Origin of the sequence: Streptomyces rubellomurinus (assembly GCF_000961885.1) — a bacterium.
Taxonomy (GTDB): Bacteria; Actinomycetota; Actinomycetes; order Streptomycetales; family Streptomycetaceae; genus Kitasatospora; species Kitasatospora rubellomurina.
Genome location: NZ_JZKH01000018.1, coordinates 76,569 through 97,151, shown reverse-complemented (window position 1 = coordinate 97,151; position 20,583 = coordinate 76,569). Strand labels below are relative to the sequence as shown.

Annotated in this window: 17 protein-coding genes and 1 pseudogene; 11 read left to right on the top strand and 7 right to left on the bottom strand. The window is 73.6% G+C overall.

Features of this window, described 5'->3' with window-relative positions:
• Nucleotides 1-112 precede the first annotated feature (112 nt).
• Nucleotides 113-2,482 (top strand): Orn/Lys/Arg family decarboxylase, encoded by a 2,370-nt coding sequence (locus VM95_RS11835; protein ID WP_045695133.1) that lies wholly within the window; start codon nt 113-115, stop codon nt 2,480-2,482.
• A gap of 94 nt (nt 2,483-2,576) precedes the next feature.
• On the opposite strand, the gene VM95_RS11830 is transcribed toward VM95_RS11835, so the two are convergent.
• Entirely contained in the window at nt 2,577-5,084 is a 2,508-nt protein-coding gene (locus VM95_RS11830; protein ID WP_045695132.1) for a collagenase, read from the bottom strand.
• A 450-nt stretch (nt 5,085-5,534) separates the two neighbouring features.
• Between VM95_RS11830 and VM95_RS11825 the strand changes: the two genes are divergently transcribed.
• Together VM95_RS11825 and VM95_RS11820 are read left to right on the top strand one after the other, a co-directional pair.
• Nucleotides 5,535-6,896 (top strand): erythromycin esterase family protein, encoded by a 1,362-nt coding sequence (locus VM95_RS11825; protein ID WP_045695130.1) that lies wholly within the window; start codon nt 5,535-5,537, stop codon nt 6,894-6,896.
• A gap of 165 nt (nt 6,897-7,061) precedes the next feature.
• Nucleotides 7,062-7,799: a dienelactone hydrolase family protein gene (locus VM95_RS11820; protein WP_045695128.1), complete on the top strand. Its 738-nt coding sequence runs from the start codon at nt 7,062-7,064 to the stop codon at nt 7,797-7,799.
• A gap of 22 nt (nt 7,800-7,821) precedes the next feature.
• Here the strand turns inward: VM95_RS11820 and VM95_RS40180 are convergent.
• Nucleotides 7,822-7,974 (bottom strand): annotated as a pseudogene (locus tag VM95_RS40180) (response regulator transcription factor); the annotation flags it as partial.
• Nucleotides 7,975-8,023: 49 nt separating this feature from the next.
• Here VM95_RS40180 and VM95_RS11815 point away from each other — a divergent pair.
• Nucleotides 8,024-8,890: an alpha/beta hydrolase family protein gene (locus tag VM95_RS11815; RefSeq protein WP_425265297.1), complete on the top strand. Its 867-nt coding sequence runs from the start codon at nt 8,024-8,026 to the stop codon at nt 8,888-8,890.
• Nucleotides 8,891-8,892: 2 nt separating this feature from the next.
• Here the strand turns inward: VM95_RS11815 and VM95_RS38755 are convergent, their stop codons facing one another.
• A complete protein-coding gene (locus VM95_RS38755; RefSeq protein ID WP_052707310.1) occupies nt 8,893-9,825 on the bottom strand; it encodes a CAP domain-containing protein in 933 nt (310 codons plus the stop codon).
• A gap of 231 nt (nt 9,826-10,056) precedes the next feature.
• Between VM95_RS38755 and VM95_RS11800 the strand changes: the two genes are divergently transcribed.
• Nucleotides 10,057-10,620 carry a papain-like cysteine protease family protein gene (locus tag VM95_RS11800; protein ID WP_045695122.1) on the top strand — a complete coding sequence of 188 codons (564 nt, stop codon included), beginning with the start codon at nt 10,057-10,059 and terminating at the stop codon, nt 10,618-10,620.
• 10 nt (nt 10,621-10,630) lie between these two features.
• The gene (locus VM95_RS11795; protein WP_045695119.1) at nt 10,631-11,500 is read left to right on the top strand and encodes a hypothetical protein; all 870 of its coding nucleotides are present in this window, start codon (nt 10,631-10,633) and stop codon (nt 11,498-11,500) included.
• Between the two features lie 67 nt (nt 11,501-11,567).
• Here VM95_RS11795 and VM95_RS11790 read toward each other — a convergent pair whose 3' ends face one another.
• Nucleotides 11,568-12,932, bottom strand: a complete 1,365-nt coding sequence (locus VM95_RS11790; protein ID WP_045695118.1) for a dihydrolipoyl dehydrogenase family protein — start codon at nt 12,930-12,932, stop codon at nt 11,568-11,570.
• 180 nt (nt 12,933-13,112) lie between these two features.
• Between VM95_RS11790 and VM95_RS11785 the strand changes: the two genes are divergently transcribed.
• Complete coding sequence (locus tag VM95_RS11785) at nt 13,113-13,664, top strand: SMI1/KNR4 family protein (RefSeq protein ID WP_045695116.1); 552 nt, start codon at nt 13,113-13,115, stop codon at nt 13,662-13,664.
• A 41-nt stretch (nt 13,665-13,705) separates the two neighbouring features.
• Here the strand turns inward: VM95_RS11785 and VM95_RS11780 are convergent, their stop codons facing one another.
• Entirely contained in the window at nt 13,706-15,706 is a 2,001-nt protein-coding gene (locus VM95_RS11780) for an AfsR/SARP family transcriptional regulator (RefSeq protein WP_045695113.1), read from the bottom strand.
• A gap of 180 nt (nt 15,707-15,886) precedes the next feature.
• On the opposite strand from VM95_RS11780, the gene VM95_RS11775 reads away from it, so the two are divergent.
• Nucleotides 15,887-16,768, top strand: a complete 882-nt coding sequence (locus VM95_RS11775) for an alpha/beta fold hydrolase (protein ID WP_045695111.1) — start codon at nt 15,887-15,889, stop codon at nt 16,766-16,768.
• Between the two features lie 109 nt (nt 16,769-16,877).
• Here the strand turns inward: VM95_RS11775 and VM95_RS45450 are convergent, their stop codons facing one another.
• Nucleotides 16,878-17,681 carry an ADP-ribosyltransferase gene (locus tag VM95_RS45450; RefSeq protein ID WP_157882064.1) on the bottom strand — a complete coding sequence of 268 codons (804 nt, stop codon included), beginning with the start codon at nt 17,679-17,681 and terminating at the stop codon, nt 16,878-16,880.
• A gap of 255 nt (nt 17,682-17,936) precedes the next feature.
• Here VM95_RS45450 and VM95_RS45605 point away from each other — a divergent pair, with 255 nt between their 5' ends.
• Entirely contained in the window at nt 17,937-18,605 is a 669-nt protein-coding gene (locus VM95_RS45605; RefSeq protein WP_425265296.1) for an STAS domain-containing protein, read from the top strand.
• The gene (locus tag VM95_RS11755) at nt 18,500-18,967 is read left to right on the top strand and encodes an ATP-binding protein (RefSeq protein ID WP_107072931.1); all 468 of its coding nucleotides are present in this window, start codon (nt 18,500-18,502) and stop codon (nt 18,965-18,967) included. The genes VM95_RS45605 and VM95_RS11755 overlap by 106 nt, the downstream gene beginning before the upstream one ends.
• 79 nt (nt 18,968-19,046) lie before the next feature.
• On the opposite strand, the gene VM95_RS11750 is transcribed toward VM95_RS11755, so the two are convergent.
• Nucleotides 19,047-19,889 carry an SDR family oxidoreductase gene (locus VM95_RS11750; protein ID WP_045695105.1) on the bottom strand — a complete coding sequence of 281 codons (843 nt, stop codon included), beginning with the start codon at nt 19,887-19,889 and terminating at the stop codon, nt 19,047-19,049.
• 124 nt (nt 19,890-20,013) lie between these two features.
• Between VM95_RS11750 and VM95_RS11745 the strand changes: the two genes are divergently transcribed.
• The gene (locus tag VM95_RS11745; protein WP_045695101.1) at nt 20,014-20,538 is read left to right on the top strand and encodes a MarR family winged helix-turn-helix transcriptional regulator; all 525 of its coding nucleotides are present in this window, start codon (nt 20,014-20,016) and stop codon (nt 20,536-20,538) included.
• The last annotated feature ends 45 nt before the right edge of the window (nt 20,539-20,583 follow it).

The following is a 20,583-nucleotide window of genomic DNA, read 5'->3' as shown; positions in this document are numbered from 1 at the left end:
CTCCTCGGCGCCAAGATGGCACCGCACCCGGCCCCGGGCAGCGGGCCCGTGTGCTCCCCACCCGCTTGCTCCGCGCCCGCGCGGGCATGCACCGCACGGCAGAGGGGCCACCATGGCGAACGGCACCGTCCTCCTGGCACTGCGCGACGACCCCCTCGGGGGCGGTGTGAGCGCCGAGCAGCTGCGCCGGATCGGCAAGGAACTGGAGGACCGCGGCCTGGAGTTGCGCTGGGCCGGCGACAGCAGGGACGCCACGGCGACGCTCCGGATCGAGGCCGGCCTGGCCGCCGCGGTCGTGGCGTGGGGCCTGCCGCGCCCGCCCGGCGGCGGCGGAGCCGACGGTGCCGCGGAGAGCGGGGTCGAACTGCCCACCGGCGGGGCCGAGGTGCTGGACCGCATCCGGCACCGCTTCAAGGACCTGCCGGTCTTCCTGCTCATGACGGACGGCTCCGACCGCGACCTGGAGCACCTCCCGCTGTGGGTCGCCGAGGCCGTCATCGGCTACATCTGGCCGCTGGAGGACACGCCCGCGTTCATCGCCGGCCGGGTCGCGGCCGCTGCCGCCGCGTACCGGCGCGACGTCCTGCCGCCGTTCTTCAGCGCCCTGCGGCAGTTCGACGACGCGCACGAGTACTCCTGGCACACTCCCGCGCACTCCGGCGGCGTGGCCTTCCTCAAGTCGGCGGCCGGCCGGGCCTTCTTCGACTACTACGGGGAACGCCTGTTCCGCACCGACCTGTCCATCTCGGTCGGTGAACTCGGCTCCCTCTACGAGCACTCCGGCCCGATCGGCGAGGCCGAACGCAACGCGGCCCGGGTCTTCGGCGCCGAGCACACCTACTTCGTCCTGCACGGCGACTCCACCTGCAACCGCATGGTCGGCCACTACAGCGTCACCTCCGACGAGATCGCCCTGGTCGACCGCAACTGCCACAAGTCCGTCCTGCACGGCCTGGTCGTCACCGGCGCCCGGCCGGTCTACCTCGTGCCGACCCGCAACGGCTACGGCCTCGCCGGACCGCTGCCCCCCGCGGCCATCGACGCCGCGGCCGTCGCCGAGCGCGTCGCCGCCAACCCGCTGAGCGCCGACGCCCCCTCCCCGCACCCGCAGTACGCCGTCATCACCAACTCCACCTACGACGGCCTGTGCTACGACACCCTCGCCGCCGCCCGGGCCCTCGCACCCAGCACACCGCGCCTCCATTTCGACGAGGCGTGGATCGCATACGCCCGCTTCCACCCGCTCTACCGCGGCCGGTACGGCATGGCCGTCGGGCCGGACACCTTCCCCGAGCCGCAGCGGCCGACCGTCTTCGCCACCCACTCCACGCACAAGCTGCTCGCCGCCCTGTCGCAGTGCGCCATGGTGCACGTCCGCCCCTCGCCCCGCGCGCCCGTCGAACACCACCGCTTCAACGAGGCGTTCATGATGCACGGCACCACCTCGGCCTTCTACCCCGGCATCGCCTCCCTGGACGTGGCGACCGCCATGATGGACGGCCCGCAGGGCCGCTGGCTCATCGACGAGGCCGTCACCGAGGCCGTCCGCTTCCGCCAGGCCGTCGTGCGCACCGGCCGCCGGATCGCCGCCGCCGGCGACCGGCCCGGCTGGTTCTTCGGCGTCTGGCAGCCCGAGACGGTCACCGACCCCGCCACCGGCACCGGCATGGCGTTCGCCGACGCGCCGCTGTCCCTGCTCGTCAGCGAGCCCTCCTGCTGGCAGCTCGAACCCGGCGCCGCCTGGCACGGCTTCGACGGCCTGACCGACGGCTACAGCCTCCTCGACCCGATCAAGGTCACCATCACCTGCCCGGGCGTCACCGCCACCGGCCGGACCGAGCCCTGGGGAATCCCGGCGCGCATCCTCACCGAGTACCTGGCCGGCCGCGGCATCGTCGTGGAGAAGACCGACAGCTACAGCACCCTCGTCCTCTTCTCCATGGGCATCACCAAGGGCAAGTGGGGCACTCTCATGGACGGCCTGATGGACTTCAAGGCCCTCTACGACACGAACGCCCCGCTCCACCAGGTGCTGCCCGCCCTCACCCGCGACCACCCCCGCCACTACCGGGGCACCGGCCTGCGCGAGCTCTGCGCACGGATGCACCGCCACCTCGGCGACGGCGCCTTCGTCGAGTCCCTCGACGAGGCCTTCCGCCACCTGCCCACCCCGGTCCACCCGCCCCGGTACTGCTACGAGCAACTCGTCCGCGGAGGCACCGAACGCGTCCGCCTCGCCGACGCCGCCGAACGGACCGCCGCCGCCATGGTCACCGTCACCCCGCCCGGCATCCCGGTCCTCATGCCCGGCGAGTCCCTCGGCGCCCACGACGGCCCCCTGCTCCGCTACCTCACCGCTCTCGAAGCCTTCGACCGCGCCTTCCCCGGCTTCGGCAGCGAAGCCCACGGCGTCGTCATCGACCCGGACACCGGCGACTACCTCATCGAGTGCCTGCTCCCCGCCGCGCCACCGCGATCCTGACGGCCCCGTCCGCCGGGGTGACGCCCACGCGCGACGCCCGGCCGGGAGACCCCGGCCGAGCGCGTGCCGTGCCGTTCCTCCGGTGGGCCGGGGCTCAGAACTCGGTGCTGACCGTGACTCCGCTGAAGTCGGTCACGGCGTACAGGCCGAGGTAGTGGTAGCCGGCCGTCTGGTTGGTGACGGTGAGGGTCTGGGCGGTGCCGGCCTGGGTGGAGGAGGCGGTGTAGGCCTTCGGCGAGGCCCAGGTGCCCGGGTTGTAGTACAGGTGCGCGGTGCCGGTGCCGCCGGAGGTGGTGACCTTCAGGGTGGTGGTCCCGGCCGGCAGGTAGACGTACAGGTAGTCGGTGTTGCCCGCGGTCGCGGCGCGGCCGGTGCGCGAGCAGTTGCGGCCCATCGCGTCGGTGCGCCGCTCGGTGCAGGCCGGCAGGGTGGCCGGCGGGGCGGTCACGGTGACGGTGGTGGGGGTGGTGGCGATCCGGCCGCTGTCGTCCTTGGCGGTCAGGGCGACGGTGTAGCTGCCGGCCGCCGCGTAGGTGTGGCTGGGGTTGCGCTCGTCCGAGGAGGTGCCGTCGCCGAAGGTCCAGTGCCACGCGGTGATCCGGCCGGGGCCGGTCTGCACGGACCGCTCGTTCACGCTGACGGTCGCGCCGTTCACCGTGGTGTCGAACAGGGCGGTCGGGCCGGCGGCGTAGCAGGCGCCGGCGGCGCAGGCGGTGAGCCAGGCGTCGAAGTCGGCGTCGTAGGCGGTGCCGAGGCCGTTGTAGACCGCGTAGCCGCCGGTGTAGTCGCCGACCCGGAACCGGTCCAGCACGGCCCGGACGTCGGCCGGGTGCTTCTCCAGCATGTACCGGACGGCCAGGTAGCCCCACGGGTAGACGCGGGTCGAGTCCGCGTTGTCGTAGGTGGTCTGGAAGAGGGTGCTGAGCTGGTAGGTGTGCTTGCCGGCCTGCGTCATCGCGTCGGTGTCGGTGGCGCCGCGGTAGCTGTACGAGGTGTACTCGGCGAGGCCCTCGATCCACCAGATGTCCGGGACGGACGTCTGGGCCTTGAAGTTGCCCTTCATGTCGTAGATGCCGTCGAGGTAGTGGGTGTACTCGTGGTTGAGGTTCCACACCCGGGCGGGGTCGTTCTCGTTCCACTTCTTCTGGTACATCACGGTCACGGCCTGGGAGTTCGGGTCGGTCGCGTCCATGAGGGTCTCGCCACCGTTGTCGGTGTCGTTGCCGAAGATCGCCCACGAGTAGGTGGTGTAGTCGGCCTTGTTGGCGAAGATCCCGAAGGTGACCGTCTTGGCGTACTGGTTCGGGACCGGCCCGTTGTCCTTGACCACGCCGTGGAAGAACCCGTCCTGCTTGCGCAGGCTGGCGCAGACGGTGGCCAGTTCGTCGGCCGACAGCGCCTGGGCCTGCAGGGTGCGGTTGTCGCAGACCAGCCGGTGCGGCAGGACCACCGAGGCGAGCTTGGCGGGGAGGTCGCAGATGCCGTAGTACGAGCACTGGCCGGGGTCGTAGGACGCGGCCTGGACGGCCGTGTGCACGTACAGCGGCGCCGCGGGCGTCAGCAGCGGCGCGGCGTCCAGCACCTTCCTGACCAGCGGCTTGACCTTCGGCTCGACGGCGGGGCCGCTCCCGGCCATCCGGGCCAGGTCGTTGCCCGCGTTGGTGTCCAGGACCTCGTGGGGCCCGCCGATCAGGTCCTTGTGCTTGATCGCGAAGTCGGCGAGGGAGTGGGCCAGGCCGGGGTCGGCGGCGACCGCCCGGACGAAGTCCGGGTTCGCGTTGCCCCGCCAGAGCGGGTTCTGGAGAACGGAGTTGACCGCGCCGACCATCGCCGGGACGGAGTTGTAGGAGTTGTCGTAGCCGTCCAGGATCCGCCGGTAGACGCCCAGGTAGCCGGCCTGGACGTCGGCGCTGTCGGTGAGCGACACCACGTCCGCGAGCACGGCGCCGTTGTTCTCGGTGACGTCGCGCCAGCGGGCGCCGGCGAAGAACGCGTCCAGGGCGGCCCGGACGGCGGTGGTGAGCTCGCCGGTGTACGGGCCGGTCTCGTCGGGGTGCTGGACCTGGATGTGGTAGCCGGCCTGCAGGTAGAGCGCCAGCTGGAGGATGCCGGTCGAGTTGTCGCCGGTGTAGCCGGCCGCCAGGTCCTTGAAGGCGGCGGCGACGGACAGCATCCGGGACTGCCGGAAGATGCCCGGCTCGGCGGCGCCGGTGTCGGACAGGCCCCGGACGCACTCCGGGGTCGAACCCTTGATGAACGCGACCAGGTCGGCCCCGGTGCGGGCGGCGAAGTCGGCCGGGGCGCAGGACTGCGCGGCGGCCGCCGCGTCCGCGCCGGAGCGGCCGTTCGCTCCGGAGCGGCCGTTCGCGACGGAGGGCTCGGGCCGGACGGGGGCGCCCGTCACGGCCGACCTGGCCATCAGGCGCTCGCCGATCAGCGCCGGGGGCAGCGGGGCGGCGGGCGCGGCGGGGGCCTCGGACCCCGCCGTCGGGGTCGGGGCCTGGGCCGGCGCGGCGGCGACGACCGTGGGTGCCGCGAACGCCTGGGCGGGCAGCACAGCGGTGGCCGTGGCGCAACAGGCGACAACGCCGGCCGCGAGCATGGAGAGTCTTTGTGTACGCAGGAGCACGCCGAGTCCTTCTTCGGATGGGGTCAGCCCGACATCGGTGCGGGCCGGGTGAAGGAGATTGGCGTGCATCCTGTCACCGACCGACCGCCAGAACAATGTCACAGGTTATATTGCACGACTCTTTCGGCCACCTTCCCGCCAGGGGCGGCCCCCACCCGGCTGACCTGCGACGGCGGGGCCCGGGCCGGTGCGGCGCACGGGTGCCGACGGCCCGTCCGACCACGAGCCGGGAGGTCCGCCCGTGGCCGACCGGGCCGGCGGGCGGCGAGGAGTGGCCGATCCGAACAGCGGATCCCGGAGCTCTCGCCGGGGGGCTATCCCCCGGGAAGGTGTCGGGCCGGCCCCAGCGCGCCCGGGCCGCCGCAGGCGTGACGATCTTTCTCAGCAGCATTCGACGTCGCACGGATTGAGGAGTGGTCACACATGATCGGCTATCGGAAGCGCTGGGCGGCCGTGGCTCTCGCACTGGCCGCGGCAACGGGCCCCGCGACGGCCGCGTACGCGTCACCGGCGGTGCCCACGCCCACCGCCGCGCCGGATCCCGTCCGCGCGCTGGACCGCATCGCCCGTCCGCTGCTGTCGGCGGAGCCGGGCACCGGCACCACCGACCTGCGCGCCCTCGGGGCCATGGTCGGCGACGCGAGGATCGTGGGCCTGGGCGAGGCCACGCACGGCTCGCACGAGTTCTTCGCGCTGAAGGACCGGGTCTTCCGCTACCTCGTCGAACACAAGGGATTCACCACCTTCGCCCTGGAGATGAGCTGGTCGGCGGGGCTGCGGATCGACGACTACCTCCAGCACGGCGACGGCGACGGCAACGGCGACGACACCGGCGACGCCCGGCGGCTCGTGCACGAGACGATGGCCGGCTCCCCCTGGGACCGCGAGGAGTTCGTGACCCTCATCCAGTGGATGCGCGGCCACAACCGCGAACACCCCGACCACCCGGTCCACTTCCTGGGCGACGACATCGGCGCACCCAGCCTCGACGCGCCCGTCTTCGACGCCGTCACCGACTACGTCCGCCGGACCCGTCCGAAGTCCCTGGCACGTGTGGACGAGCTCCTCGCCGGCCTGCGCCCGCTCGACGACGCCATCGGGTACCTGAGCCGACCGCTCGCGGAGCGGCAGCGGAACGCCGCCACGGCACAACAGCTGCTCACGCTGATGGCGGGCCAGGGAAAGCCGGGTGACGACGACTTCGAGTTCGCCCTGCAGAACGCCCGCAACATCGCCCAGACCTACACCTTCCTCACCGTCGACCCGGGCGACCCCGCCTCGTTGACCGCCATGGAGCGCTACCGCGACCAGGTGATGGCCGAGAACACCGCATGGTGGCAGCGGCGGACCGGCGGCCGGATCCTGCTGTCGGCCGCCGACGACCACGTCGGCTACACGGCCACCGACCCCGCGACGTATCCGAAGACCCAGGGGTCCTTCCTCCACGACGCCCTGGGTACGGACTACCTCGCCATCGGCACCACCTTCGACCGGGGGTCCTTCCTCTCCAAGGCGCAGGCGCTCGGCGGCGACTGGAAGACGTTCACCCTCCCTCCCGCCGGCCCCGGCACGAACGAGCACACGCTCGACCAGGTCCGCTACCGCGACTACTACGCCGACCTGCGCAAGGCCCCGGCCGCAGCCCGCGACTGGCTGGCCGTCCCGCGCCCGACCTACGCCGTCGGCACCCAGTTCCCCAACCCCACGCCGCCCGAACTCGCCATCGGCCGGGCCTACGACGTCCTGGTCCACCTCCACGACGTCCGGGAGGCGAGCCAGCTCTGACTGATCATCTCGGAATGAGGTCCGGAGCCTGCGCGGGCAGATGATGCTGCAGGCGAGTTGGAGCAGACCGTAGGGGATCCGCCGGCGCCTGAACCCACGCGCGCTGTTCTGCCAGCGGCAGAACAGCGGCCGGACCGGGCGCGACGATCACTACAGTCCGGTCTCATGGGGACGATGACGACGCGCACGGTCGAGTACCCGGCGGACGGCTTGACGATGATCGGCCACCTCGCTCTCCCGGCGGGTGTCGACCGCCGGCCCGCGGTGCTGCTCGGACCAGAGGGCATGGGGCTCAGCGACGTCGAGCGCCGCCGGGCCGACATTCTCGCCGAGCTGGGATATGTAGCGCTGGCCTTCGACCTTCACGGCGGGCGCTATTTGGGCGCCCCCGAGGAGATGCTCGCCCGGTGCTTACCGCTGCTCGCCGATCCGGACCGGATGCGGGGCATCGGCCATGCCGCGCTCGACGTGCTGCGCACCGAACCGCGGACCGACCCCGACCGGATCGCCGTCGTCGGCTACGGCACCGGGGGCGCCGTCGGGCTGGAACTCGGGCGCGACGGCGCCGACCTGCGCGCGATCGGGACAGTCAACGCTTTGACCACGGGCCGGCCGGGCGAGGCGGCGCGCATTCGCTGCCCGGTGTGGGCCGGGGTCGGGTCGGAAGACCCGATCATGCCGCCCGCGCAACGGAACGCGTTCACCGCCGAGATGCAGGCCGCCGGCGTCGACTGGCGCCTCACGGTCTACGGCGGCGCCCTGCACGCCTTCCACCACCCCCCGGTCGACCACCCCACGGTCCCCGGCGTCGGCTACCACCCGCAGCACGCACAGCGAGCCTGGCGCGACGTCGTCAACCTCCTCGCCGAGTGCCTGCCCGTGACGGAGGCTCTGGGGGCATGACCCAGGCGGTTGAACGACAAGCTCAGGTCGGGTGGACGAGGCGGCTGTCGTAGGCGAGGACGACCGCCTGGATCCGGTCGCGGAGTCCGAGTTTCTGCAGGATCCGCCCGAGATGGGCCTTCACGGTCGCCTCGGCGAGGTGCAGGGCGGCCGCGATCTCGGCGTTGGACAGGCCGCTGCGCCCCGAGACCTTCACCGCCGACCCGGACGACCGGCGCACGGTCGTGGTCCAGCTCTGGTACCCCGCGCAGAAGAGTCCCGCGGGCGCGCAGCGGGCCCAGTACCTCGGACGCACGGAGCAGGAGGCGCGCACCGTCTCCGATGCCCTGGCCGGTGCCGTCTGCCTGCCCGGCTTCCTGGTCGACGGCGTTCCGCGGGCCCGCACCCACGCGGTCTTCAACGCCCCGGTGGCCGGTGGGGGCGACCGGTTCCCCGTCGTGCTGTTCTCTCCCGGAGCGGGCGGGGTGCGCACCCAGAACACCGCCTGGGCGGAGGAACTGGCCAGCCACGGCTACGTGGTGGCCGCCCTCGACCACCCGTACGACTCCGCGGCGGTCGTCCTGGACGACGGCCGGACGATCCGCGCCGCGACCGCCTCCACCGGTGACCGGGACGCGGACGAGGAACTCGCGGCCGGCTGGACGGCCGTCCGGGCCGCCGACCTCGGCTTCGTCCTCACCCGGCTGGAGAGCCTGGACCGCGGCACGATCGCCGCCCCGCTGGTCGGACGCGAGCCGTCGACCGGGCGTCTGGACACCGCACGGGCCGCGGTGACCGGCCACTCCATGGGCGGTGCCGCCGCCCTCCAGGCAGCCCGGCAGGACCCCCGGTTCGCCGCCGTCATCGACCTGGACGGCTACCCCCACGGCCCCACCTCGTCGCCGTCACCACGCTCGCCTTCCTGGACGCCACGCTGCGGCACGCGCCCGGCGACCTGGCCGGCGCGCTGTCCGCCTACGGCAGCCTCAGCGTCCATCGCCCGGACGACCCCCGCTGACCTGCCGCGCCGTCACCGGCCCACCGCGGCGCGTGGAGCCCGGTCCCGCGCCGGGGCCGCTCCGGGGAGGTGGAGCGGCCCCGGGGGGACTTGACGTCAGCGGGTGCCGAAGTCGGCGTTCCAGGAGGCCGCGCCCGTACGGGCCAGGCCGACCTCGTTGAAGTCGCCGATCATGATCCCCAGGTGCTTCGGGGAGTTGATCCAGCCGTCGACGGCCGCGTCGACGGTGGTGGGCCCGTAGAAGGCGACCTCCCCGAAGCCCCGCCAGGTGTAACCGAGACCTGACGCGATGCCCGAGGAGTTGCAGAAGTGCCCGGAGACCCGGCGCTGGTCCATCTGGTCGGCGTTGCACTTCGCGACCTGGGAGAGCGTCGAGTTGAGCCGCACCGGCGCCTTGCCGTATTGGGCGCGCAGGGCGTTCACCCGGTCCAGGAAGCGCTGCTGGTCGGGGGTGACCGGGCCCGGGCTCGTGCCCGCCCCGTTCAGGTCGAACCGCTGGGACATGCTGCCGTCGCAGCCCTCGACGGTGACCTCCCGGTCGACGCCGTGGTAGGTCAGGCAGCCGTTGTTCTCGGCGTTGCGCAGGTAGGTGCCGCCCTCGGCGGCGGTCTCCAGGGTCCACTGCTGGTTGGCGCCCGCCCACCAGTGGACGAACTGGGTGGACCGGCCGTCCCGGGTGTCCATCTCCAGCACGCGCTCGGTGCCGTTGACGCTGCGGGCGAAGTCGACCCGGTCGCCGGGCTTGTTGGACATCCAGAACGAGGTGGAGGCGTCCTGGAAGCCACGGGCGACGATCCGCGAGCCCTCGCCGTCCGAGCTGGCCAGGGAGTGGTGGTTCTGGTGGTCCTGGATCGTGACCATCTGCTCGACCACGCCCGCGGTCGCGGCGCTGGCCGGCGCCGCCAGCAGCGTGGCACCGCTCGCGGACAGCGCGGAGACGGCGAGCGCCAGGGCCGCCAGCCGGGTGCGGCGGCGGGTGCGGCGGGCGGCGGCGCCCGGGCGGAGGGTACGGGTGGACGGGTGGGACACGGGCTTCTCCTGCTCTCGAGGGACCGCGTGCGGAGGTGCAGGCGGACGCGGGGCAGGACATCAGGGTCGCGTTGACAACCGATCAACAGCGCCGTGAACGGTCATATGAATGACGATTCACTCGTGCGAGTGCAGTTACTCTGCACACGATGCGTGACACCGCCGATCCGTGCTGTCATAGCTCTGCCAAATCCCCCGGCACGCAGCGCACTTGCGCGGGAAGGCAGCAGAATGGGCAGATCCACGTTCGCGGCCACGACGACGGCCGTCGCACTGACGGCCTCGGCGTTGCTCGCCGCCGCAGGGAGCCCGGCCCACGCCGAGGCGGGGCAGGACACCATCACCATGTACAAGCAGGAGAAGTCCCAGTGGTGCTGGGTCGCCTCCGGGCTGACGATCGCCAAGTTCCAGGGCTACGGCAGCACGCAGACGGACTTCTGCACCCGGGCCAACCCCTACTACGGCTGCAACAACCAGCCCGCCACGCTCGACGACATGGCCAGGGGCTGGAACAGCCTCGGCATGACCCACCTCGGCACGGGCCTGAACAGCGCGGCCACGTTCAACCAGGTCTACACCGACGTCAAGGCGGCCCGGCCGGTCGCCGCCCGCATCGGGTGGAAGTCGGGCGGCGGCCACATGAACGTCGTCTACGGCTTCGACACGTCGAACAACACCATCGGCGTCGCCGACCCGTGGCCGGACACCGCCACCTACACGTGGTGGAACTACAACGACTACGTCAACAACAGCTCGTTCGCGTGGACCCACTCCCGGATCGGCATCTCCCGTTAAGGCAGGCGGCATGCACGACACAAGAACGTCCGGCAGGCGGGCGGCCTCCCGCCTCTCCCGCCTGACCACCGTCCTGGCGCTCAGCGCGTCCGCGCTGCTGTCCGTCGCCGGCCCCGCCCGCGCGACCGCCCCCATGGACCCGCTCCCGGCCGACATCCCGGACTACCAGGCCGCCCTCGACCTGGTGAAGTCGGCCGACGTCCACAACACCGTCTGCCGCTTCCTCAGCGTTCCGGTGCCCCAGGGCGACGGGGGCGGGACGCCGCAGCCGATCCCCGACAAGGCCGACCCGTGCGAGGGCCTGCCGGCGTTCACCGTCAAGGACCCCTTGGCGCTGAACGAGATCACCCCCGGCTTCGTCGCGGGGACCTCCCTGCCGATCGCGAGCCAGGCGGTCCAGCTGAGCCACCTGGTCTCCGCGCTGGACGCCCCGGTCAACGGCCGGAACGCCACCGTCATGCTCGCCCCCACCCAGGGCGGCGGGTGGCACCTGGCCGCCGTGCGCGACGGCGACAGCGACGCCGCGTACGCGGGCAAGGCGACGGTGGGGACCCTGGTGTTCACCGAGCCGCAGATCCGCGGCTGGTACCAGCTGAGGCTCACCACGGTCGAACCGCTCAACGACCAGGCGCGGCAAGGCCTGGCCGGCCGCTCGTCGGTCTCGCTGAGCGAGTACCAGAAGCTGGTCAAGGCCCGGTACGCCGACAAGCAGCCCGGCTCGCTGTACGACACCTCGGGCATGTCCAGCGGCTACGCCGCCGCCAAGAAGACGGCGGACACCCCCTCGTCGACTCCCCTGCTCATCGGCGGTTCGGGCGCGGCCGTGGCGCTGGCGGGCGGCGTCTTCGCCCTCCGCCGCCGGCACGACACCACCACCTGAGCCCCGCCCCCTTCGCCCCCCTTTCGCCCTGACCCCGGCCTCCGGCGGGGGGTCAGGGCGAAGCGCTTCAGCGGAGGTCGGCGAGGGCGGTCTCGACGGCACGGTGGAACGTCGGGTAGGCGTAGATCATGTGCCGCAGGCGCTCGGTCGGCACCTGGGCCTGGATCGCGACGGCCAGGCCGTACAGCACCTCGCCGCCGGCCGGGCCGGCGGCGGTGGCCCCGACCAGGACGCCGCGGTCGGTGTCCTCGACGAGCTTGACGAAGCCGTCGTTGCCGGCCTTGTGGATCCAGCCGCGCGCGGAGGACGGCAACTCGAAGCTGCCGGTGCGCACGCGCAGGCCCTTGTCGCGAGCCTGTTGTTCGGTCAGGCCGACAGCGCCGACCTCGGGGTCCGTGAAGGTGACCCGGGGCAGGGCGCGGTAGTCGGCGTCGGGGCCGGGGTCGCCGAGGATGCTGCGGACGGCGATCTCGGCCTCGTACATGGCGACGTGGGTGAAGGCGCCGTGGCCGGTGACGTCGCCGATCGCCCACAGGCCGTCGCCGGCGCGCATCTGCCCATCGGTGCTGAGGGCGCGGGCGGCGGGGTCGAGGCCGACCGTGTCGAGGCCGAGGCCGGCCAGCTCGGCGCGGCGGCCGGTGGCGACCAACAACCGTTCCGCGGAGAGGAGTTCACCGCCGTCGAGGTGCAGCGTGAAGGTCACCCCGTCGTGCTCGGCGCGCACCGCCCGGGCATCGGTGCGGATGCCGACGCCCTCCCGTTCGAGGACCTCGCCGATGAGGCGGCCGGCCTCCGGTTCGTCCGCAGGCAGCAGGCGGTCCATGGCCTCGACGACGGTGACGGTGGTGCCGAAGCGGGCGAAGACCTGGGCGAGTTCGAGTCCGATCGCGCCGCCGCCGAGCACCAGCAGCGAATCGGGGAGTTCCTTGACGGCGACGGCGTCCCGGTTGGTCCAGTACGGCACCTCCGCCAGCCCCGGGACGGGCGGGGCCGCCGGGCGCGTGCCGGTGGCGACGACGATGCCGCGCCGAGCAGTGACGACGAGGTCGTCGACCGTGACGCGCCCCGGGCCGGCGAGGCGGGCCCGGCCGCGGACGAACCGGGCGCCCTTGCCGGTGAGGCGGTCGACGGCGACCTGGTCGTTCCAGTCGTCGGTGGCCTCGTCCCGGATCCGCGCGGCGACCTGCGCCCAGTCGGGGGTGACCTGCGAGGCTCCGGCGATGCCGGGGACGCGACGCGCCTCGGCGACGAGGTTTCCGGCGCGGATCATCATCTTGCTGGGAACGCAGCCCCAGTACGGGCATTCGCCACCGACGAGCTCGGCCTCGATGCCGACCACGTCCAGACCGGCCTCGGCCAACCGCCCGGCGGCGTGCTCGCCGCCCGGGCCGAGGCCGATCACGACCACGTCCGCCTGCTGCTCCTCGGCCATCGCCGGTTCCTCCTCGGGTGAGTCCGTCGCTCTCCCCACGCTAAGGCCTGTCTCCTGGATCCTTGCCGGGCGCGCTCGGCCGGCAGCGGCCCCGAGCGGGAATCCGCGTGGCGGGCGGCGGGCGCCGGGGTCCATGCTGGGCGCGTGACACGGACGGCGAACGAACCGACGGCCCGCCGAGTGGCGGACATTCAGCGGCGGCTGGCCGCACTCGCCTCCGGGCGGCCGGGTCGGCCTCCCCGGTCGTCCGGCCGCCCGGTCGACGCGGCCGCCGTACGGGAGTTGGAGGCCTTCCTGGGCGCGCCGCTGCCGGCGGCCGTCGCGCTGTTCCTCACGGAGATCGGACTCGGGGTCGGGCCGTACGGCGGCTTCCTGGCTCCGGAGAAGATCCGCTACGAGGTCCAGCTCGACCGCGACGACTGCGCGGACGACGGCATCCCGGTGCCCGACCTGGCCGCCCCCTTCCCGATCACCGCGCAGGACGTCCGCACCCGGCCGTTCCCGATGCGGCCGCTTCCTCTCGACGGCGCGGTGCGGATCGGCCAGCAGGGCTGCGGCCGGTGGACGGTCCTGGCACTGACCGGTGAACTGGCTGGCACAGTCTGGGACTTGGACGGCGAGTGGGCCGAGCGGACCGAGTGGCGCCCGGCGGCGCACTGGCCGGAGGAGCCACCGGCGAGCGGCCCGGTCCACTTCCTCGACTGGGTCGAGCGGTGGCTGGACCGGCAGTAGCCGGATCGGCCGGCGACGCCCCCGACCCGACCCGGCCGCCGTCAGGCCTCCCGCAGCGCCGCGTCGAGGGCCTGGAGGTGGCGGTCGACCGGCCCCAGGGTGAGCAGGCCGCTGCCGGCCCCGACGAGTTCACCGGCGGCGGGCAGCAGCCGGTCCCGGGCCCACGCGACGGCCTCGCGGTCGCCGAGTTCGAGGGCGAGCACGCCCTCCAGGCAGCAGCACGCCTCGTACAGCAGGTCGGCGGGCGGCTGCGGCAGGGCACGCAGGACAGCTCGGGCCGCGCCGCGGTCGCCGGTGGCGAGCAGGGCGAACGGCTCGGCCCAGGGCCGGTACGGGCCCCAGTCCTGGCGCAGGTCCACCGCGGGCCGACGGTCCCCGCCCGCGATGCGCAGGGCGAGCAGGGCCAAGGGCAGCAGGCCGGCCTCCAGGCCCGGCATGCCGGCGCCGTCCAGGCCCACGGCCGCCGCACGGTAGGCCGTCTCCGCTTCCACGGCGGGGCCCAGGGCGGCGATCCGCAGCGCGCGGTACCAGTCGGTGAACACCTTCACCAGGGGGAGTTCATGACGGTCGGACAGCTCCTCGACCGCGCGCACGCACTGCTCGGCCGCCGCGAAGTCGCCCAGCGCGCAGGCGAATTGGAGGCGGATCAGGTGCCCGAGCACCTCGTGGGTGGTCAGCCCGTGGCGGGCGGCCAGCTCGACCAGTTCGGCGCCGATCGCGTCGCGTTCGCCGGCCAGCCCGGCCCGGGTGCAGGACTGCATGAACCGGCCGTTCAGCGCGAAGGCGAGCAGCGCCGGGTCCCGCAGCCGTCTGGCGATCGCCTCGGCCTCGCGCGCGGCGCGCGGCGCTCCCGGGTCGCGGGTGCCGCGTGACTCCAGGGCGACGGTGGCGAGCAGTCGGCAGCGGGCGACGGTGTCGCCGGCGGGCAGTGCGTCGAGGGTGCGCTCGGCGGCCGCGACGACGCGGGCGGCGAGCTCGGGGTCGTCGCTGCGGGTCCAGATCGCCGGGACGTCGAACGCGCCGATCACGCGGGCGGTGAGCTCCGGGTCGCCGTGCCGCTCGGCGGCCGCGATGACGGCCATCCGGTGCTCGCGGGCCGCGCGCAGGCCGCTGCCGCCGCTCACGGCGAGGCCGCGCATCAGGCCCACGGTGCTCTCCAGCCGCGCCCGCGCACCCACGGCCAGCGTCCGGTCGTACGCCGTCACGGCCTCGTGCCAGAGCCCGGCCGGCGTCGTCGCGGCCGGCGTCGTCCCGCCCGGCGTCGTCGCGGCCGCCATCGGGGCGAGGTCGAGCCCGGGGTCCTGGGCGAGGATGTCCGCCTCCAGGCGGCGCAGCGCGTGGCTCGGGTCGAGCCCGAGGCCGTCCGCGAGCACCGTTCTGGCCTCGCGCAGGGCGGCGAGGGCTTCGCCCTGTCGGCCCGTGCGGTACTGGGCGAGGGCCAGGAGCCGCCAGGCGTCCTCGCGCCAGGGGTGATCGGCGAGGTGGGCGCGCAGGTCCGGGACGGCCTGGGCGCCGCGGCCGAGGGCGAGCAGGGCCGCGGCGCGCTGTTCGACCGCGCGCAGGCGCAGTTCGGTGAGCCGGGTGCGTTCGGCACGGGCCCAGTCCTGGTCGGCGTGGTCGGCGTGGGCGGGGCCGCGCCACAGCGCGAGGGCGTCGTCGAGGCGGGCCAGTGCCCGGTCGGCGGGCAGCTCGGCCGCCGCGCCGACCGCCGCCTCGAAGCGCCAGGCGTCGACGGCGTGCGGCGCGGGGCGCAGCGCGTACCCGGGGCCTTCGGTGACGAGCAGCCGGGCGGGGGCGCGGGGCGGCCGTTCGGGTTCGAGGGTGCGGCGCAGGTCGGCGACGAAGGTGCGCAGGGCGCCGAGGGCGGCGGGTGGCGGGTCGGGCCAGAGGTCGTCGATGAGGCGGGTGACGGGGACGACGCGGCGGCGGGCGACGATCAGGCGGGCGAGCACGGCCCGGTGCCGGGGGCCTTTGAGGGCGAGGGCCGTGCCGTCCCGATCGGCGGTGAGTGCGCCGAGCACGCCGAAGGTGACCTGCGTCATCGCTGCCCTCCTGTCGTTTCCGCAGGTCGGGCCTGCCGTTCCCGCGGGTCAGGCTATCGCGCTGGCCGGTTGCTGATCGGTTGCTGATCGGGGCCCGGCAGGCTCGTGCCGTCCGCTCACTCCCCGCTCCCCCTCCCCTGTTCCCCCGCTCCCCCGCTCCCCCGAACGAGAGGTCTCGTCATGACCGTCACCATTCCCGGCTTCGACCACCGCCGGGTGCCCGTCGCGGACGGGGTCGCCCTGCATGCCGCGGTGGGCGGCCAGGGCAGCCCGGTCGTGCTGCTGCACGGTTTTCCGCAGACCCACCTGATGTGGCGGCACGTCGCCGTGGATCTCGCCGCCGAGCACACGGTGATCTGCCCGGATCTGCGCGGCTACGGCGCCAGCGACAAGCCCGCCGAGACCTCGGACGGCCTCGCGTACGCCAAGCGCACCATGGCCGCCGACGTCGTCGCGCTCGCCGCCGCCCTCGGCCACGAGCGGTTCGCGCTCGCCGGGCACGACCGGGGTGCGCTGGTCGCCTTCCGCACCGCCATGGACCACCCGGACCGGGTGACCCACCTGGCGTCGCTGGACGTGCTGCCGACGCTGGACATGTGGGAGGTGATGCGCGGCCGGTCGGCGGCGGTCGGCTTCCACCTGTACCTGATGGCCCAGCCGCCGGGCCTGCCGGAGCGGCTGATCGCGGCGTCGGCGGACGGGTTCTTCGGCCACTTCCTGGACCTGTGGTGCCGCGACGCCGGCGCGATCCCCGCCGAGGTGCGGGCCGCCTACCTGGCTGCCTGCCGGGCGGCCGTCCCGTCCATCGTGGCCGACTACCGCGCCTCGGCCGGTGCGGACGTCGACCACGACGCCGCCGACCGCGCCGCCGGGCGGCGGCTCCGGATGCCGGTGGCCGTCCTGCAGCAGGACTGGGGCGCGGCGCTCGGCTTCGACGCGGCCGCCCTCTGGCGCGCCTGGGCGCCCGACCTGGTCCACCGCACCGTGGACTGCGGTCACTTCATGGCGGAGGAGGATCCGGGTCTGGTCGCCGACGCGCTCCGGGCGCTGCTGGCCCGGTAGGGCGCGGCCAGGGACGGCCTCGGGCGGCCTCGGCGGGGTTCGGAGAGCCCGCCGGGGCCGCCCGCGTCACGGAACCGTCCGGTTCACCCGGCGGCGGTGGGGTGTGCGGTCAGTGCAGCCAGGGCCGGTAGTTCGGGTTGTCGACGCAGCCCGACTCGACCAGGGAGGCGGTGGCCCGGTCGACGGGGCAGGCCCGGCGGATGAAGTGGCGGTCGACGCCGCCGGGGAACGCGACCTCGACCTGGTCGGCGTACTGGTGCTGGTCGCCGATGGTCGCGTTGACGTCGAGGCCGCCGGGGGCGTCGATGAAGTAGTCCCAGGGCACCTTCTTCCACTTCTTGAACAGCTCGGGGTCGTAGGTCGTGCTGACGAACGGCGAGGGCTGGTTCTGCAGGACGTAACTGGTGACGTCGTACTGGCCGTTGACAGTGTCCTTCGGGGCGAAGCCCTGGTCGAAGATGACCGACGGGTCCCGGCCGTCCGAGCGGAAGAGCGGGTGGCAGTCCTTGCGCCAGTGCGGCGCGGGGGTGATCCGGGGGACGTCGACCCGGCGGTCGACGGCGGCGTACAGCGGGTCCGGGCCCGCCGGGATGTGCTCGAAGACGGGGGCGGGCAGGGTGACGGCCCGGTGGTCGGCGCAGTCGGCGGCGCGTAGGTCGGCCTCGTCGGCGAAGTCGATCCGGCGGCCGTCCAGGACGACGGCGACGGCCTCGGTGCCGAATTCGCGGACGACGAGGCCGTCGCACTGGGGGCCGCTCCAGAGCCCCGTCCCTCCGGGGTCGAGGCAGCGGAACGGGGCGGTGTCGGCCGGGGCCGCCGCCGGCACGGCGACGGCCTGGCTCGCGGGGGCGAGCACGACGGCGCAGGTGACGGCAACTGCGCTGGCGGCAGCCCGAATTCGCATGTTGATCATGACCGCTACCCTGGCGGCTCACCACCGCCGCGGCGCGGCACGTCATCCTTTCGAGGGCGTGTCCGCGGCCTCGGTGGACTCCGCTCGACGCCCCGGGGCGGTGAAGGGCCGGAGCGGGGCGCGGCAGCACGTGCAGGAGCGCGACCACGACCGTGGACTCTTCCTCCTCGTGGCGATTGTCGGGACGGATGTGGTGTGCGTCCGGCCGTGCGGAGTAGTGGCTGGGTGACCGGTTTCGTCATCCTGGCGTTCCGGATGCCCGTCGGCTGTCGCCGCACTGTCCCCCGCCCGTCTGCGCGGGTTCGATGCCCCGGCCCGCCCCTCACGGTGGAGCCTTCGGTGGGCTGGGCTTGGAGCAGTGCCGTGACCGCATACCGAGAGCACGCGGAACGCGTGTGTTCGGAGCCGGACCTGAGAATCGAGATCACCCGCGCGGGCAACGCCGTCGTGTGCTCGCTGGCCGGTGACCTGCACATGGACAACGAACAGCAGGTCCGGGACGCCCTGTCCCAGGCCTTGGACCGGGGCCCGGGCTTGCTCGCCGTGGAGATGTCCGCCGTCACCCTGTTCACCTGCAGCGGCCTGGACACCCTGCTCACCGCCCGCCGCCGGGCCGACGCCGATGGCGCCGTGGTGGTCCTGGCGGCGCCCAGCCCCGCGGTGCGCCGCGTCCTGCGGATCACCGAGACCGCGGTCTTCCCGGTCTACCCGTCCCTGGAGCAGGCGGTGCGCCATCGGAGACCCTCCCCCAGGGTGCAGTACGTCTCCGACCGGGCACACGCCGGACCGGACCCGACACGGACTTCACGGAAGCTCTCATGCCCAGACCGCTTGCCGCCCCGGCCTTCCACGACCGCCTCGACTTCCCGCTGGGCAGCACGGGGTGCGCACGCCGCGGCCTCGCGTTCACCCGGACGGCGATGACGCTCTGGCGGCCCGACGCGCAGGGCACGGCCGTCGACGACGCGCTGCTGGTGACGGCCGAGATGCTCTCCAACGCCGCCCATCACGCCGGCGGCCCCCTCGCCCTGGACCTCCGCCTCGACCCCGGCCGGCAGACACTGCGGATCGCCGTCACCGACGCCGCACCCGACCCGCCGCGGATGCGGCGGCTCCCGGCGGCGGACGAACCGCACGGCCGTGGCCTGCGCATCATCGACCGGCTCACCACCTCCTGGGGGACCACCCCCACGGGAGGGGGCAAAACCGTGTGGGCGGAGCTCGCCCTTCCCCTGGCCGACGACCAGGTGACGTCGCGCGACGGCGACCGGCCGCCGCGAAGCTGACCACCACCCCGCCCGCACGCCGACGATCGGTCGAGGGCGGGGGTCGGCGAGCCGGGTGCGGATGCGGTGGGCGGTTGGCTCAGCGGCCGGTGAACGCGGCGGCGTTCTCGGTCGCCCACTGGTGGAAGGTGCGCGCCGGCCTGCCGAGCAGGGTGTGCGTGGTCTCGGCGATCGGCGCCGGGCCGGCGCACGCGGCGGCCCACAGGGCGAGCAGCGAGCGGACCATCGGGGCGGGCATGAAGCGGCTCATCTGCTGCTCCGCCTCGGCGTGGGTGATCGTCTCGACGGTGATGTCGCGGTCCAGGACGCCTGCCAGCACGGCGAGTTGCTCGCGGAAGGTGAGGGACTGGCCGCCGGTGAGGGTGACGGCGCGCCCCTTGAGGGCCGCGCCGGTCAGCGCCTCGGCCGCGATGTCGGCGATGTCCTCGGGGTGGATGGGCGCGATGTGCGCGTCGGGGTAGGCGAGCCGGATCGGCTGTCCCTGGCCGATGGGGTGGGACCAGCCGAGGGCGTTGCTGGCGAAGGCGTCCGCGCGCAGGAAGGTGCAGGGCAGGCCGGAGGCTGCGAGGGCGCGCTCGACCCGGAGGCTGTGCGAGGCGAGCGGATCGGTCTCGGCTCCGGGCGCCAGGACCGAGGAGGACGAGAGCAGGACGATGTGCTCGACACCGGCGGCCCGGGCGGTCTCGACGAAGGCGTCGATGCCCCCGGGCTCGGGATAGAGGAAGACCTCGCGCACGCCGTCGAGCGCGGCCGGGAAGGTCTCCGGCCGGTCGAGGACCAGCTCGGCGACCTCGACACCGGCCGGAACGGTCAGCCGGGCCGGATCGGCACTGGCGGCACGGACGGGCCGGCCTGCGGCGCGCAGACGGCTCGTGACGGCGCGGCCGACCTTGCCCCGGGCACCGGTGATGAGAACGGTCATGGGAACCCCCGAAAGTGATGGCATCGGCTGTCGCAACGATGCTTGCGAACATATGCATGCTCACATGCACGTATTTTCATGTCAACACATGCCTTCCTGAGGTCATGGATACTAGGATGGGCGCATGACGACGAACGACGCACCGCAGGAGCAGCCGGCGACCGAGGAGCTGACGGCCGACGAACTGCTGAACGCGGTCGGCCCGGCGTTCGGAAAGCTGCGCCGCACCTCCCTGCTGGAGGTCGAGAACCCGATCTCGGCCAAGGACCTGAGCCGCACCCTGGTGCTCGGCCTCGTCATGGAGCACACCCGCGACTCCGAGAAGGAGATCACCGTCGGCGCCGTGGCCGAACTCCTCGGCGTCGACCCCTCGGTCGCGAGCCGGATGGTCACCGACAACATCAAGGCCGGCTACCTGCTGCGCGCCGCCTCCCAGCAGGACGGCCGCCGCACCGTCCTCCACCTCAGCCCCGAGGGCACCGAGCTGATGGCCCGGTTCCGCCGCCACCAGCGCGCCGCGTTCGAGTACATCACCGCCGACTGGGCCGAACACGACCGCCTGGAGTTCGCCCGCCTGATGCTCAAATACGTGGACTCACTGGGCCAGTTGAAGGAGCGAGGGCGCGCGGGGGACGCGAAAGGGCACTGATCGGCGAGCGCAGGCGCAGCCGGAAGCCAGCGACCCTGCCGCTGG

Excerpts from the sequence above, each read along its gene's own strand:
- VM95_RS11835 (WP_045695133.1), top strand. The coding sequence starts at position 113 with ATGGCGAACGGCACCGTCCTCCTGGCACTGCGCGACGACCCCCTCGGG.
- VM95_RS11830 (WP_045695132.1), bottom strand. The coding sequence starts at position 5,084 with ATGCTCGCGGCCGGCGTTGTCGCCTGTTGCGCCACGGCCACCGCTGTG.
- VM95_RS11825 (WP_045695130.1), top strand. The coding sequence starts at position 5,535 with ATGATCGGCTATCGGAAGCGCTGGGCGGCCGTGGCTCTCGCACTGGCC.
- VM95_RS11820 (WP_045695128.1), top strand. The coding sequence starts at position 7,062 with ATGGGGACGATGACGACGCGCACGGTCGAGTACCCGGCGGACGGCTTG.
- VM95_RS11800 (WP_045695122.1), top strand. The coding sequence starts at position 10,057 with ATGGGCAGATCCACGTTCGCGGCCACGACGACGGCCGTCGCACTGACG.
- VM95_RS11795 (WP_045695119.1), top strand. The coding sequence starts at position 10,631 with ATGCACGACACAAGAACGTCCGGCAGGCGGGCGGCCTCCCGCCTCTCC.
- VM95_RS11790 (WP_045695118.1), bottom strand. The coding sequence starts at position 12,932 with ATGGCCGAGGAGCAGCAGGCGGACGTGGTCGTGATCGGCCTCGGCCCG.
- VM95_RS11780 (WP_045695113.1), bottom strand. The coding sequence starts at position 15,706 with ATGACGCAGGTCACCTTCGGCGTGCTCGGCGCACTCACCGCCGATCGG.
- VM95_RS11775 (WP_045695111.1), top strand. The coding sequence starts at position 15,887 with ATGACCGTCACCATTCCCGGCTTCGACCACCGCCGGGTGCCCGTCGCG.
- VM95_RS45450 (WP_157882064.1), bottom strand. The coding sequence starts at position 17,681 with ATGATCAACATGCGAATTCGGGCTGCCGCCAGCGCAGTTGCCGTCACC.
- VM95_RS45605 (WP_425265296.1), top strand. The coding sequence starts at position 17,937 with ATGCCCGTCGGCTGTCGCCGCACTGTCCCCCGCCCGTCTGCGCGGGTT.
- VM95_RS11755 (WP_107072931.1), top strand. The coding sequence starts at position 18,500 with ATGCCCAGACCGCTTGCCGCCCCGGCCTTCCACGACCGCCTCGACTTC.
- VM95_RS11750 (WP_045695105.1), bottom strand. The coding sequence starts at position 19,889 with ATGACCGTTCTCATCACCGGTGCCCGGGGCAAGGTCGGCCGCGCCGTC.
- VM95_RS11745 (WP_045695101.1), top strand. The coding sequence starts at position 20,014 with ATGACGACGAACGACGCACCGCAGGAGCAGCCGGCGACCGAGGAGCTG.